The organism is Rhizobium sp. SYY.PMSO, from assembly GCF_046840415.1.
Taxonomy (GTDB): Bacteria; Pseudomonadota; Alphaproteobacteria; order Rhizobiales; family Rhizobiaceae; genus Rhizobium.
Map to the genome: position 1 here is coordinate 485,466 of NZ_CP177350.1, position 13,666 is coordinate 499,131.

Below are 13,666 nucleotides of genomic sequence, written 5' to 3' on the forward strand. Positions count from 1 at the left end.
TTGAACTGAAGCGTGGAAAAAGGGAGCCTCCGGATCAACCCCGGCCGGAATTGCGACCTTTTCCCACGGGCGTCATGCCGGCACTTTCCTCGGCAATCGCCTCCGTCCATCCCTGTGTTTTCAGGTCGCTGCGGATTCGCCATTTGAGGATTTCATTGATCAGCCGCCGCTTGACGGCCTCATGCGCCGGATCGTCCCACAAGTCGTTGATCTCGCGGGGGTCGTTGACGAGGTTGAAGAGCTGGCCTTCGTCGTTCTCTACGAAATGGACGAGCTTGTACTGCCGATCGCGGATCATCGTCATGAATTCGGTGCCGCTCAGAATGCGATCGCCGGCATGTTCGGAGAAGACGAAATCACGCGCATCGACCTTTTTCCCGGCCAGATAGGGAAGGAGGGACTTCGCCTCCATCCATTTTGGCACGGCCAGTCCGGCCAGCTCCAGGACCGTCGGCCCGAAATCGAACAGGGAAACAAGGTCGTCGACCACCTTGCCCTGTTCGACGTTTTTGGGAGACCAGACGATCGCGGGGACACGGACGCTCGGCTCGTACATCGTCCATTTCTGGCTATGGCCGTGGTCGTTCAGGCAGTCGCCGTGATCGGAGGTAAAGATCACGATCGTATCCTCCAGCACGCCGCGGCGCTGCAGCGCCTCTATCAGCTTGCCGACCTGTGCATCGATCATCGTGACATTGGCGAAATAATGCTCGCGCTGGCGCCGCAATTGCTCGGGTGTCGGGTTTTCAAGATGCACGACCGCGTCGTGATCGACGGCAAGGTGCTGCGTGCGCAGCTTCTTCAGCGCCGATGGCTGGCGGTCGATCGCCGACTGATCGCGGATGGCCTCAGGCAGCTCGCGATCCCGGTACTTGTCGATATACTCCTGCGTCGGATCGTAGGGCGGATGCGGACCCGGAATGCCGATCTGCAGGAAGAATGGCTCCGCGCCGTGGTAGCGGTCGAGCCACATTGCGGCGAGCTCCGGCACGAAATTATCGGAATGCAGCTCCTCCGGTAGATCCCAGACGAAGGCGCCGAGCTGGTCGCGATAGTCGTTGCGGCGGCGATAGGTGACGCGGCTCGGCTTCTCCAGGCCCCGGGTCCAGAAGGCCTTGTCCCAATTGTCCAGGTAGAAGGGCAGGCGCTCCGTGGCACGGTCCTTGTTTTCCACCACATGCCGTTCGTGAAAACCGAAGGAATCCTCGAAGGGTGAGGTGTGCATCTTGCCGACATTGACGCAGCGATAGCCCGCATCGGCGAGCCGGCGCACCCAGCTGTGCGTCCAGCGCTCGTCGTTGCGGAAGACGCCGTTCGTGTGCGGATAGAGGCCGGTGAAAAGGCTGGCGCGCGAGGGAGCGCAGGATGGCGAGGTCACGTACATATGGCTGAAGCAGACGCCCTCGCGCACCAGCCGGTCGAGATTGGGCGTGATCATATGGTCGAAACCGGCCGCTGCGATCGTATCGAACCGCTGCTGATCGGTGATGATGAAGACGATGTTCGGTCTTTTCGGCTCTTCGCTCACGTCGTCAGGTCCTTTCGATGCCGCGTGTCGTCCCGCGTTCCATGAGCCGCCATTCGACCCGTGTCGTTTTCGGCGGTCCGTCGGCAATGCGAGCGAGCAATGCCTCTGCCGTCAGACGCCCGATTGCCTCGCGATCCGGCCGGATGGTGGTCAGCGCCGGCCTCATGCAGGCGCTGGCTTCGCTGTCGCCGAATCCGATCAGGCCGATATCGTCAGGCACACGCTTTCCGAGACGCTGTAAAGCGCGCAGCGCGCCGAAGGCGATGACGTCGCTGTTGCAGACGATGCCATCGATAGCCGGGTGGCGCTCCAGCATTTCGAAGGTAAGGGCTTCGCCGAGATCGGGATGACCGTTTTCCTGCCGGGTCGCCATGACGACCGGTTCCAATCCATGCGTCTCGGCAAGCTCTCGCATCCCGCGCGCACGCTTTTGCGCCCGCGCGTCGTTCTCGCGCATGCTGCCGAGGAAAGCGAGACGACGATAGCCGCGCTCTACAAGATGCGCGGCCTGGGCGGAGCCGATGGCGACATGATCGAGGCCGACGGCGGAATCGATGACCTTCCCGTCAATATCCCACATCTCGACAACAGGAACGCCGGAGCGGCGCAGCAGCTCGTCCACTTTGGGATGGTGGTCGACGCCGATGATGGCAACGGCGGCCGGCCGCCAGCTGAGGATCGAGCGCACGAGCTTCAATTCCTGGTCGGCGTCGTAGCGCGTATTGGCGAGCATGACCTGCAGGTTGCTGGAAAGCAGCGCCGACTGCAGCGTGTCGACGATTGCGGCGAATTCCGAATAATACAACGAGGTAACGACGACGCCGACGATATCGGACCGTGTTCCGGCTAGGCCCCCGGCCAGCCGGTTCGGCACGTAGTTCAGCTCTTCCATCGCCTTGGCGATCTCGCGGCGAAGCTCGGCACGCACGGTGTTCGGCGCCCGCAGCGCCCGGGACACGGTATTGACCGACACGCCGACGCGTCCGGCGATCGATGCCAGCGTCGAGGGCGCTCGTGTCGTGCGTTCGTCGACCTCGTCAGCCATGTGCCGTCCTCCTCCCTCGGATAAACGCAGCGCAAAGTGAGCGTTGCGTTAGCGATAACTTTGTGCCACCTTTGGCTTGTGAGGACAAGAGGCCGGGAAAATTGGCCGTCGGAGGATTTCAAATGCGGAAGTGCAGAAGAATGCCGCGACGCGCGATTGACTGTATAATTCACTGAAAACATAGTTTTTATCAAGATATCGGCGATCAATCCTTCGATTGTCCGCAACGGAGCATGGCATGGCAGAGCGTCCCAACATCATCCTCATCATGACGGATCAGCAGCGCTATGATTCGATCGCCGCGCTCGGCTTTCCCTATGCGACGACGCCCAACCTCGACGCGCTGGCCCGGAAGGGCGTGACGCTGACCGACTGCCATATCACCGCGCCAAGCTGCGTTCCCTCGCGGGCCAGCCTGTTCACCGGCTACTATCCGCATACGACAGGCGTCCTCGCCAACGGTCAGAAATGGCAGCACACCTGGGTCGAACGTTTGCGTGATGCGGGTTATCGCTGCGTCAATGTCGGCAAGATGCATACGATTCCCTACAATTCGGATTCCGGCTTTCACGAACGGTATGTCGTGGAAAACAAGGACCGTTACATGGAGGGCCGCTGGTATTTCGACGAGTGGGACAAGGCGCTTGCCGCCAACGGTCTCGTCAAGCAGCAGCGCGAGGAATATCGCAAGCTTGACGATTATCGCGAGCGTCTCGGCGCCTTCGATTGGGAACTGCCGGAAGAGCTGCACTCCGACGCTTTCGTCGGCAACATGGCCAAATGGTGGGTCGAGACCTATCCGCTCACCGAACCGCTGTTCCTGCAGGTCGGCTTTCCAGGCCCGCACCCGCCTTTCGATCCGCCGGCCCGCTATTCGGAACCCTATCTCCGGCGCAGCGATCTGCCTCTACCGAAGCCCTCGCAGGAGGAACTCGACGGCCTGCATCAGGAACTGAAGGAAAAGCGACGGCATGACGTCGAGGTCGACCACGATTCCGTCGTCTGGAGCCTCGATCCGACGCCGGATCAGATGCACCGGCTCTGGGCGCATTATCTCGGCAACGTCACGCTGATCGACGAGAAGGTCGGCGAATTGCTCGAAGCCCTCGAAAAGCGCGGCTATCTCGAAGACGCGATCGTCATCTTTACCTCGGATCACGGCGAATGCCTGGGAGAGCACGGTCTGATCCAGAAATGGTCGATGTACGACATCGTCACACGCGTCCCGACCATCATCTGGTCGACCGCGAACCGCTTCGAGGGCGGCCGCGAGTTGAACGGCCTTTGCCAGCTCTTCGATCTCGGTCCGACCATCCTCGACTACGCCGGCATCACCCCGCCCGCCTCCTTCGAGGCGAAGAGCCTGCGCTCCGGTCTGGAAGGCAAGGACTGGACGCCGCGCACTCATGTCTTCTGCGAACAGATCGGCGATGTCGCCATGGCGGGCGGCGTCGAGTTCATGACCGGCGTGCGCAGCGACACCTGGAAGCTCGTGCACTTCAAGGGCTCCGACGATGGCCAGCTCTTCGACCTCGAGAACGACCCGAAGGAGGTCCGCAACCTCTGGAGCGATCCGGCTTATGCCGACAAGAAACGCGAGCTTCTGGACGTGATGCGGGACTGGCTGATCTCCTCCAACTTCAAGACCCGCGACCTGATGGTGCATGCGCGATGAGAGAGTCGGCCCAACGATCTCGAACGTCGATGGCAGCCGTGGAGGCGCCCGTGGGCATGGTACGCATCGAGGGCGGCAGCTTCCGCATGGGTTCGGACCGCTTCTATCCGGAAGAGGGGCCGGTTCATCAGGTGCGGGTCGACACGTTCTGGATCGATCCGACACCCGTCACCAACCGGGATTTCGCTCGGTTCGTTCGCGAAACCGGCCATGTCACGACCGCCGAGCGAGCACCCGACCCGGCGCTCTTTCCCGGCGCCGATCTCTCCATGCTGCAACCGGGCTCGCTGGTTTTCCGCGCGCCGCAAAGGCGCGAGGATATGCGCTTCTGGGGCGACTGGTGGCATTATGTCGCCGGCGCCTGCTGGTATCGACCGGATGGGGTCGCGCCGCTGTCCGACGATCGGCTCGATCATCCGGTCGTCCACGTCTCGTTCGAAGATGCGAGTGCCTATTCCACCTGGGCCGGCAAGGTACTGCCGAGCGAAGCGGAATGGGAATTTGCCGCCCGCGGCGGCCTCGAAGGCGCGGACTACGGCTGGGGCGACGATTTCGAGCCGGATGGCCGGCGTATGGCCAACGTGTGGGATGGAGCCTTTCCGATGGGGGGCGGCGACGGGGGCGGTTTCGGCACGTCTGCGGTCGGCTCCTATCCGGAAAACGGCTATGGCCTCTCCGACATGATCGGCAATGTCTGGGAGTGGACCGACGATTTCTGGACGGATCGCCACCCCGACGAAGCGCACAAGCCCTGCTGCGTGCCGGTGAACCCGCGCGCCGCACTGGCGGAAGAGAGCTACGATCCCCGGCAGCCGGCGATCCGCATTCCGCGCAAGGTGCTGAAGGGCGGCTCGCATCTCTGCGCACCGACCTATTGCCGTCGCTACCGACCCGCGGCGCGGCACCCTGAAATGATCGACAGCGCCACGACCCATGTCGGCTTTCGCTGTGCCTGGCGGATGCCGGTGGCATCCGGGAAGGTTGAAGCCGCGCCGGCGGCAGGGAAAGGAGACCGCAATGAGCGCAACCCTTGATGCGACGGTGCCCGACGGTGCAAGGCGGCAGCCGCTGTTCGCAACGCGGTCGGGCATGCTCGGCCTCAATATTTTCGCCGTCGTCGTCGGTATCCTGATCTGGTGGGCGTTCACGGCTTCCGGCGTTGTCGGCCTGCCCACGCCAGCGCAGGTCGCTGCCACGGCTGTCGGCGAGGCGAAGAGCGGCGTGCTTTGGGACGACGCGCTGGCAAGCCTCGGCCGGGTGCTCGCCGGTTTCTGTCTCGGCATCGTCGCGGCCATTCCCGTCGGCTTCCTGATGGGCTGGTATCGCGTCGCGCGCGGGATCATCGAGCCCTATGTGCAATTCTTCCGCACCATCCCGCCGCTTGCCATCATTCCGTTGGCGATCGTCACCATGGGTATCGACGAGACGCCGAAGATCTTCGTCATCTTCCTGGCGGCGTTCCTGTCCAGCGTGGTCGCGACCTATCAGGGCGTCATCAGCGTCGACAGGACCCTGATCAATGCCGCCCGCGTGCTGGGCGCCGGCGATTTCACCATCTTCCGCCGCGTCGTCGTCCCCGCCTCGACGCCCTACATCATGGTCGGCATGCGTATCGGCCTCGGTTCGTCCTGGGCGACGGTCGTTGCCGCCGAGCTCATTGCCGCGCAATCCGGGCTCGGCTACCGCATGCAGCAGGCCCAGCTCTACTACGATCTTCCGACGATCTTCGTCAGCCTGATCGCCATCGGCATCCTCGGTCTCGTCATGGACCGCATCGTGATGGCCGCCGACCGCGTGCTGACGGCCTGGCAGGAGAAGCTATGACCCCCAAGATTTCCTTCCAGGGCGTTTCCAAGCGCTTCGATACCACAGGCGGCACGGCATTTACCGCGCTGAACAACCTCGATCTGGATATCGAGGACGGCGAGTTCATCACCGTCGTCGGCCCCTCCGGCTGCGGCAAGTCGACGGCGATGAACATCGCTGCCGGGCTGACGCCGCCATCGGGTGGCCAGGTCCTGGTCGACAATGCGCCGGTCAAGGGGCCGGGGCCGGAGCGCGGCGTGATCTTCCAGCAATATGCATTGTTTCCCTGGCTGACAGTGCGCGATAATGTCGAGTTCGGCCTGACGATCTCGGGCCGTTCGAAGATCGAGCGGCGGAAGATCGCCGATCATTTCATCGACCTCGTCGGACTGAAGGATTTCGCCGATGCTTTGCCGAAGACGTTGTCGGGCGGCATGAAGCAGCGCTGCGCGATCGCCCGCGCCTATGCGGTCAATCCGAAAATCCTGCTGATGGACGAGCCTTTCGGCGCGCTGGACGCGCTTACGCGCGTGCAGCTGCAGAACCAGCTTCTCTCCATGTGGAGCAAGGAGCGCCGCACTGTCATGTTCATCACTCACGACGTCGACGAGGCGGTGTTCCTGGCAAGCCGCGTGGTGGTCATGGCGGCGCGGCCAGGGCGGCTGCGCGAAATCATCGAGGTGGCGCTGCCTTATCCGCGGACGGAGGAGATTCGCCTGTCACCGGAATTCGCGGAGCTGCGAAACCGCGTCTGGCGCGCCGTTTATCATCCCGCACCCCAGTAAAACCAAGTTATTTCAGGAGGAAATGCCATGCTGACGAGACGCAATTTCATGACTGCCGCGGCTGCCATTGCCGCCGCCGGCTCCCTGCCGCTCAGCCGCAGCGCGCAGGCGGCATCCGACGCGCTGACCATCGGCTATATCGCCGATTATCCGAATGCCAGCGTCTTTGCGATCGCCGAGGATCAGAAACTCTGGGAGGCCGAGGGCTTGAAGCCCGACATCAAGGTCTTCACCAACGGTCCGATCCAGATCCAGGCCATGGGCGCCGGCAGTCTTAATTTCGGCACGATCGGGCCCGGCGCGCTGTGGCTGCCGGCGAGCGGTCGCTGCAAGGTGCTCGGCGTCAACGACATTGGCTTCAGCGACCGGGTGATCGCCCAGGCCGACATCGGCTCGATCGCCGACCTCAAGGGCAAGAAGGTCGGCGTGCCGCAGGGCACCTCCGGTGATATGATCCTGCGCATGGCGCTCGCCAAGGCAAATATGAAGATCACCGACCTGCAGGTCGTGCCGATGGACCCGAGCACGATCGTCGCGGCCTTCTCCTCGAAGCAGATCGAGGGCGCCGGAATCTGGTACCCGCTGGTCGATGCCATCAAGCCGCGCGTGCCTGGCATGAAGGAACTCGCCTCCAACAAGGACTTCTATCCGGATACCTCATTCATCAATACCTTCGTGGCGCGAAACGAGATCGTCGAGCAGAACCCGGCGCTGGTCAAATCCTTCCTGAAGGTGATGAAGAAGGCGATGGACTACCGCATCCGGAATTTCGACCGCTCCGTCGAATTGACGATCGCCTACCTCAAGGCACCCGCCGACGCGACGACCAACGTTGCCAAGAGCCGCAAGCTCCTGTCATCCGCCGATCTCGACAAATTCACCAAGGACGGCAGCGTCAACCGCTGGTTGACGCAGTTCAACCAGCTCTTCGTCGATTTCGGCACGATCAAGGACCCGCAGCCGCCGGAGAAGTATTTCGACCAGAAGCTGTTTCTTGAGGCATAGAATTCAAGCACCGACGATGCTCCGGCGGGATAGAGCCGCTCTCTTCCCGCCGGGATAATTATATGATCGGCAAACCTGCACCCACGGCGGAGGTCATGACTTGTGGCTGTTGAACCGGCGAGCAAGGCAGCCCGACGTTTGCGACGGGATCCTATCGCGTGCGCTGCAAATCGAAAGGCCCACCTCCGCCCCCTGTTGTCGCGTCTGCTCCTGCCTGTCGCGATTTCAAGCTAATCGTGAAGCCGGAGCGTTTTGATGAGCGCAGCAAGGGCCGGCGGATGCTGCCTGCGGCTTGGATAGTAGAGGTGATAGCCCTCGAAGGTCTTTCGCCAGTCGGCAAGCACCTCGACAAGCGCGCCGGAGGCGATGTGCCCGGTCACGAAATCGAGGGGTAGATAGGCGAGGCCGAAGCCGGCAAGACAGGCTTCGCGGACCTGGACGATGCTGGTGAAGACGAGCCTGCCCTCCGTTGTGACGCGAAGGTCCTTACCGCCCTTGTGGAAGGTCCAGGCGAAGAATTCGCCATGGGTCGGCAGACGCAGGTTGATGCAGCCGTGGCCGGAGAGGTCCTGCGGCCGCTTCGGTTTTTTCCGCTCCGAAAAGCATGATGGCGCGCCGACGACCACCATCGGCATATCCGGCCCGATGCGCAGCGCGATCATGTCCTTCGAGACCAGCTTTCCGCGACGAACGCCGGCGTCGAAGCGGTCGCGAACGATATCAGTCCGGCCGTAGTCCGTCACAAGCTCGACGTCGATCTCGGGGTAGATCACGAGGAACCGTTCCAGCGCCGGCCATAGCAGGCTCAGAATTGCATATTCATCGGCCGACAGGCGGATCGTGCCGGACGGTCGCTCGCGCAAAGAGCTGAGCTGGGCGAAGCCTTGCTCGATCTGCTCCAGCGCCGGCTCGATCTGCGCGAGAAGCCGCTCGCCCGCCTCCGTCGGCGACACGTTTCGGGTGGTGCGATTGAGAAGGCGGATTCCCACACGTTCTTCAAGATTGCGCACGGTCTGGCTTAGCGCGGACTGGGAGACACCGAGCCGCGCGGCTGCACGCGTGAAGCTGCCTTCCTCCGCAACGGCAACGAAGGCGTTCACATCACGGAGGTTCTCATTCGACATTCATAAGTCCTGCTAATGATGGCATCCCGATTGAACTGTCTAATCGAAAACCGGAGCGAGCGCTATCTTCAGGTCCATCAAATGGAAAGGAGACCGAACATGAAATCCGTAACCTTCAGGAACAAGACCTGGGATGTGGCAGCCAATCTGCATATGCCCGCCGGCTTCGACGAAAAGAAGACATATCCGGCCATCGTGGTCGCGCATCCGATCAGCTCCTGCAAGGAGCAGACGGCCTCGATCTACGCGGAGAAACTTGCCGAACTGGGTTATGTCTGCCTTGCCTTCGACGCCTCCACCCAGGGCGAAAGCGGCGGGCCGGGCAGATATCTGGAAGATCCGGCGACCCGCGTCGAAGACTTCCGCTGTGCGGCAGACTATCTCGTGACACTGCTCTATGTGGACGAAAACCGCATCGGCGTGCTCGGCATCTGCGGGGGTGGCGGCTATGCGGTGAACGCGGCGATGACCGAGCGCCGCTTCAAGGCGGTCGCCACTATCGTCGGGGCAAACTACGGCCGGCTTTGCCGTGAGGGCGACCTGACACCAGACGTCGCTATCAAGGCGCTGGAAGGCATCAGCGCGCAACGCACGGCGGAAGCCCGCGGTGCGGAGCCGGCCGTCACCACCTATATCCCGCAATCCAAGGGGCAGCTCGAATCCTACGGCATCACGGACGTCGATGTGGTGGAAGCGGTAGACTATTACACCACACCGCGCGGCCAGAAGCCCGGCTCACCCAATAAGCTGAACGTCGTCAGCACCGGGGCTGCCTTCACCTGGGATGCCTATCACCTGGCGGACAAGCTGCTCACCCAGCCGCTGCAGATCATCGTGGGCGGCGGCAAGGCAGGCGCCTTCGGCTCCTACCGCGACGGCTTCGAGCTGTTCAACAAGGCGGCTTCCAAGGTGAAGAACATCCTCGTCGTTGCGGGCGCCACGCACTACGACCTCTACGACAAGCCGGATTGCGTCGATCGGGCCATGGAGAAGCTCAAGACGTTCTACGGCGAGAATCTCTGAAACGACGTCGGACTTCGCGCGGACAACGGTGGACCCGATCCGCGCGAAGCCCGTGAACGGGCAAGCCGCCCTGGCTTGTCATTACCGCGATCGCAGCGGATGCACGCTCACATCGTTGTTGGTCGTCCAAACGGGCGTTGACCGGAGCCGTTCCGCTTTTCTTCGAATGGCGAAACGGCTCTATCCTTTTGTTTCCACGCGATTGCGGATGGAAAACCTTTCTGCACTTTTCCTGGAGTTGTTTTAACGCGCACCGCGCTCAATCTCGACGCTTGCCGTCATTCCCGCCGCCAGGAACAGATCGTCCGGTATGTCGTCGATCTGAATGTGGACGGGAATGCGCTGGGCCAGCCGGACCCATGTGAAGACGGGATTTACAGTGGCCACGCCTTCAGCGTTCGCTTGTGCATTGGCAACATCGATAGCGCGGGCGCGATTTGCGACGTGCCCTTTGACGACCTTGGGGTATCCCATCAGCTTTATGCGGGCAGACGCTCCCGGCACGATGCTGGCTATGGTCGTTTCCTCGAAATATGCATCGATCCAGAACGAGTCCGCATCCACGACGGAGATCGCCGTCTTTGCCTCAGGTGCATAATTGCCGGCCTGCGCACGCAGGTTCGTCACCCATCCGTTGACCGGCGAGCGGAGCGATGTCCGGGAGAGGTTGGTCTTCGCCTGATCGAGTTGCGCGGACGCAGCCATGACCGCCGCCTCCGCCGTCAGCTTCTGAACCTTCAATGAATCCACCCGCTTTTGCGTCTGGGACAGGCTCGCCTGCGCGCCTTCCACAGTTGCCTCCTGCTGGCGCAGCTGCGACTGATACTGTTCTGCGGACTGAGCGCTGCCTGTCTGCGTCTGGCGCATCGATTCATAACGGGAAGCCTGCGATCGCGCAAAATCCAATGCCGCGCGCGCCTGTTCCAACTGGGCCTGGTTGACAGCGACCTGAGCTTCCTCGATTTCAATCTGGGCTCCCGCATTGTCAACGTTGGCTTTTGCCTGTGCGAGCGCGGCGTCGGCTTGCCGAACCGCTATGTCGTAGTTCGTCGGATCGATCGTCAGCAGAAGATCGCCCTTGTGGACGAACTGATTGTCCGCGACGCCCACTTTGGCGATGTTTCCGGAAACTTCAGGCGCTACCGTCGCGATATAGGCGCGCACCGTTCCATCGCGCGTCCATGGGCTTCCCATGTAGCGATTCCACATAAAATATCCCAGCAGCAGGGCGGCGATGACTGTGATGACGGTAACGAAGCGCCCAACCCTTCGAGCGCCGTTCCGCTTCTTTTCGGCCGTGGCGATGCGGTCCGGCGACCACGGGGCTTCCCCGGTCTTTTGAGGGGAAGGAGACAGGTTTTCCGATTTTGAGGACATGACGATCACTATGCAAGCAAGACGATGATGGAAAGGACGATGATGTAGACCGCTGCGACGAGGAGCGGGGGATGCCAGATATTGCGCAGAAGATGGAAGCGGTCGGCGACCAGCCGCAGCCCGAAGGTGACGATCCACGCCATGACCAGCATGGCGGCCATGGGAGCGATGTAGATTCCGAAGAGATTGATTTCGGAGAATGTCATGCAGGGATCCTCCCGGCGAAATAGGCCGAGTGCTGCGCGAGCGCTTCCGAAAGGACCGCTATCCCGGCGCGGACGCGTAGCGAGGTCTGTGTCGGTGCTTGTTCAGCCACCCAGGCATCGATATCTGCAAGCCGCTGACGAGCCTCTTCGGGTTGCAGCCGAGCGATCGCGTCCAAAGCATTCTGGAGACCTCGGGCAAAGCCAAGATGTTCGGCGAGCCTTCGCAGTTGCTCGATCTCGCTGCCGGTTGAAAAGGCGACGACGAGGCTGGCGCGCTGCAGCGGGCTGGCGTGGGCGGACATCGCGATCAGGCGGCCGAGAATATGTCCGCTCCAGTCCTCATGCGGGGCGCCCCGCGCAAACCGGGATATATCTTTCAATGTCAGTGAAAGCAGCCTTCGGGTGCGGTAAGCCGGGGTGAGCGGCGGGATCAGCCGGAATGCCATGGCGCCGAGAAGGCAACCGGCGACGTTGGCGGGAATCTTGTTCAGAAGATCGGCCGCGTCATAGGTCATGGGGTTCGTCACTTCCAGAAACGGCATGAAAAGGACCGCGGAGGTCGCCATCATACCTCCGAGCCAGGCTGGCTTGCGCAGGATCATGGACGAAGCGGCTGTCGGAACCAGGACGCATCCCAGGGCAAGTGCCAAGGCGGGGAAGTTCATCGGGATAAGGGGAAGTATGATGAAGGTGGCAATCATCGCCAGAACCGACGACCAGATGGTCGCCGCGGAAAAAGCAAGGCCGCCCGCATAGGCGCCGTCACCTCTCGGAACCTGGGCGACGGTGATGACCAGCGCAAATGTCATGGCGGCATCGCCGTTGGGCCAGCCCGTGATTATCCAGAGAAGAGCCGTGGCTCCGACCGTGAGAAACGAGCGGATGCCATTGACCATGGCCGGAAGAAAATCAGGGACGCGCAGATGACTGCGTCCCCGCAGCCCTAAAACGCTTTCCGGATTGATGACCACAAGAAGCCCGTCGAATGCATGCGCCAGCCCGAACAGACCCTCGGCCGTCTTGTCAGCGATAAGCCGAAGGCTCGGCGTTTCGGCTTCGAAAGCGGCAAGCTTGTCGGCGCTCACGCGTAGGGCATCCCTGATCCGGCGTGGATTTTTCCGCCAGCTGGCCGGCTCCGCTCCTTGCGAAAGCACGGCTTCGGCCACGGAAAGCATCGGCAGGACAGCCTGGAAGGCCCTGCGGCGCTCTTCTTCCGGCATGCGCTGAACATGGATTTCCACCGCCCGCCAACTGGCGAGCGCGACGAAGAGACCATCGGTCATTCGCTGGAGAAGCGGCGAGCTGAAACGTATCCGCGAGGATTCGCCCATGGCCTGTTCCACGATCGGCTCAAGTGCGATCGTGCGTTTGATGAATTCACGCCGCAGGGATTGCGTGTTTGTGCCGCTTTGAAGATCGGTCGCCAGCGCCGCGAGGAATCGCTGCAGCATATCGGCAACCAGATCCTCTATGGCCCTCGCCAGCCGTTGTTCCGCATCGCCACGATCCGTCAGAATCCGAATGACGCCGGCACAGACGATACCAACGCAAATCTCGGTGAAACGCCACACCGCCAGTTGGAAGACGGCATCGGAATGCACGCCTCCGCTTGCGCCGAGCGATCCGCCGGCGACGATGGCCGCGGTATAGCCCATGAGCGCCGCGGCATAGGAGGAATAATTGCGCAGCAGCGTCGTGCTGAAGGCGCTCACCGCTCCCCATGCGGCCAGCGCAACGAAAAAGGCTGGGCGGTCTTGCGCGAAGCATGCGGCCAGCACCACGCCCACGATCGCTCCGATGCCCGTTCCCATCAATCGCAGCCAGCCTTTGCGCAACGACGGCCCGACCTGCGGCAGGCAGGCTACGGCCGCGGAGGTGCCGGCCCAATACGGCTCGTCAAGTTGCAGCCAGAAGGCGATGAACAAGGCTGCGCAGACGGAAATCCAGAAGCGAAGACCGTATACGAGCGCACGGCGCCAAGGCGCTGAACCGATCGCCGGGCTCCGGAGATACTGAATGGGCGCAGCCCAACTTTGGAAAAACGCAGCTTTTGACGTGACCATCGGTTCGTTCCAAAACGAGGGTTTCATCC

The 13,666-nt window shown here is 62.0% G+C and carries 12 protein-coding genes; 6 read left to right on the forward strand and 6 right to left on the reverse strand.

What is annotated here, in order from left to right:
* Positions 1-34: 34 nt before the first annotated feature.
* Together ACJJVH_RS20675 and ACJJVH_RS20680 are read right to left on the reverse strand one after the other, a co-directional pair.
* The gene (locus ACJJVH_RS20675) at positions 35-1,528 is read right to left on the reverse strand and encodes a sulfatase (protein ID WP_412065998.1); all 1,494 of its coding nucleotides are present in this window, start codon (positions 1,526-1,528) and stop codon (positions 35-37) included.
* A 4-nt stretch (positions 1,529-1,532) separates the two neighbouring features.
* Positions 1,533-2,573 (reverse strand): LacI family DNA-binding transcriptional regulator, encoded by a 1,041-nt coding sequence (locus tag ACJJVH_RS20680; RefSeq protein ID WP_113384244.1) that lies wholly within the window; start codon positions 2,571-2,573, stop codon positions 1,533-1,535.
* A 238-nt stretch (positions 2,574-2,811) separates the two neighbouring features.
* On the opposite strand from ACJJVH_RS20680, the gene ACJJVH_RS20685 reads away from it, so the two are divergent.
* Genes ACJJVH_RS20685 through ACJJVH_RS20705 form a run of 5 tightly spaced genes read left to right on the forward strand, consistent with a single transcriptional unit; the run spans position 2,812 to position 7,844 of the window.
* Positions 2,812-4,248, forward strand: coding sequence for a sulfatase-like hydrolase/transferase (locus ACJJVH_RS20685; protein WP_113384245.1), 1,437 nt, complete (start codon positions 2,812-2,814; stop codon positions 4,246-4,248).
* A 56-nt stretch (positions 4,249-4,304) separates the two neighbouring features.
* The gene (locus ACJJVH_RS20690; RefSeq protein WP_113384488.1) at positions 4,305-5,282 is read left to right on the forward strand and encodes a formylglycine-generating enzyme family protein; all 978 of its coding nucleotides are present in this window, start codon (positions 4,305-4,307) and stop codon (positions 5,280-5,282) included.
* Positions 5,266-6,072: an ABC transporter permease gene (locus tag ACJJVH_RS20695; protein WP_113384246.1), complete on the forward strand. Its 807-nt coding sequence runs from the start codon at positions 5,266-5,268 to the stop codon at positions 6,070-6,072. Before ACJJVH_RS20690 ends, ACJJVH_RS20695 begins: the two co-directional genes overlap by 17 nt.
* Complete coding sequence (locus tag ACJJVH_RS20700) at positions 6,069-6,839, forward strand: ABC transporter ATP-binding protein (RefSeq protein ID WP_113357142.1); 771 nt, start codon at positions 6,069-6,071, stop codon at positions 6,837-6,839. Before ACJJVH_RS20695 ends, ACJJVH_RS20700 begins: the two co-directional genes overlap by 4 nt.
* Before the next feature lie 30 nt (positions 6,840-6,869).
* Positions 6,870-7,844, forward strand: a complete 975-nt coding sequence (locus ACJJVH_RS20705) for an aliphatic sulfonate ABC transporter substrate-binding protein (protein ID WP_412066248.1) — start codon at positions 6,870-6,872, stop codon at positions 7,842-7,844.
* 230 nt (positions 7,845-8,074) lie between these two features.
* Here ACJJVH_RS20705 and ACJJVH_RS20710 read toward each other — a convergent pair whose 3' ends face one another.
* Positions 8,075-8,968 carry a LysR family transcriptional regulator gene (locus ACJJVH_RS20710; RefSeq protein ID WP_112799158.1) on the reverse strand — a complete coding sequence of 298 codons (894 nt, stop codon included), beginning with the start codon at positions 8,966-8,968 and terminating at the stop codon, positions 8,075-8,077.
* Between the two features lie 99 nt (positions 8,969-9,067).
* Here ACJJVH_RS20710 and ACJJVH_RS20715 point away from each other — a divergent pair, with 99 nt between their 5' ends.
* A complete protein-coding gene (locus tag ACJJVH_RS20715) occupies positions 9,068-9,991 on the forward strand; it encodes an alpha/beta hydrolase (protein ID WP_412065999.1) in 924 nt (307 codons plus the stop codon).
* 243 nt (positions 9,992-10,234) lie between these two features.
* Here the strand turns inward: ACJJVH_RS20715 and ACJJVH_RS20720 are convergent, their stop codons facing one another.
* The 3 genes from ACJJVH_RS20720 to ACJJVH_RS20730 are packed head-to-tail and all read right to left on the reverse strand — an operon-like array spanning position 10,235 to position 13,637.
* Positions 10,235-11,368, reverse strand: a complete 1,134-nt coding sequence (locus ACJJVH_RS20720) for an HlyD family secretion protein (protein WP_412066000.1) — start codon at positions 11,366-11,368, stop codon at positions 10,235-10,237.
* Between the two features lie 8 nt (positions 11,369-11,376).
* Entirely contained in the window at positions 11,377-11,574 is a 198-nt protein-coding gene (locus ACJJVH_RS20725; protein WP_112799164.1) for a DUF1656 domain-containing protein, read from the reverse strand.
* Positions 11,571-13,637 (reverse strand): FUSC family protein, encoded by a 2,067-nt coding sequence (locus ACJJVH_RS20730; protein ID WP_412066001.1) that lies wholly within the window; start codon positions 13,635-13,637, stop codon positions 11,571-11,573. Before ACJJVH_RS20730 ends, ACJJVH_RS20725 begins: the two co-directional genes overlap by 4 nt.
* Between the last annotated feature and the right edge of the window lie 29 nt (positions 13,638-13,666).

Excerpts from the sequence above, each read along its gene's own strand:
- ACJJVH_RS20680 (WP_113384244.1), bottom strand. The coding sequence starts at position 2,573 with ATGGCTGACGAGGTCGACGAACGCACGACACGAGCGCCCTCGACGCTG.
- ACJJVH_RS20685 (WP_113384245.1), top strand. The coding sequence starts at position 2,812 with ATGGCAGAGCGTCCCAACATCATCCTCATCATGACGGATCAGCAGCGC.
- ACJJVH_RS20690 (WP_113384488.1), top strand. The coding sequence starts at position 4,305 with ATGGTACGCATCGAGGGCGGCAGCTTCCGCATGGGTTCGGACCGCTTC.
- ACJJVH_RS20695 (WP_113384246.1), top strand. The coding sequence starts at position 5,266 with ATGAGCGCAACCCTTGATGCGACGGTGCCCGACGGTGCAAGGCGGCAG.
- ACJJVH_RS20700 (WP_113357142.1), top strand. The coding sequence starts at position 6,069 with ATGACCCCCAAGATTTCCTTCCAGGGCGTTTCCAAGCGCTTCGATACC.
- ACJJVH_RS20710 (WP_112799158.1), bottom strand. The coding sequence starts at position 8,968 with ATGTCGAATGAGAACCTCCGTGATGTGAACGCCTTCGTTGCCGTTGCG.
- ACJJVH_RS20715 (WP_412065999.1), top strand. The coding sequence starts at position 9,068 with ATGAAATCCGTAACCTTCAGGAACAAGACCTGGGATGTGGCAGCCAAT.
- ACJJVH_RS20720 (WP_412066000.1), bottom strand. The coding sequence starts at position 11,368 with ATGTCCTCAAAATCGGAAAACCTGTCTCCTTCCCCTCAAAAGACCGGG.
- ACJJVH_RS20725 (WP_112799164.1), bottom strand. The coding sequence starts at position 11,574 with ATGACATTCTCCGAAATCAATCTCTTCGGAATCTACATCGCTCCCATG.
- ACJJVH_RS20730 (WP_412066001.1), bottom strand. The coding sequence starts at position 13,637 with ATGGTCACGTCAAAAGCTGCGTTTTTCCAAAGTTGGGCTGCGCCCATT.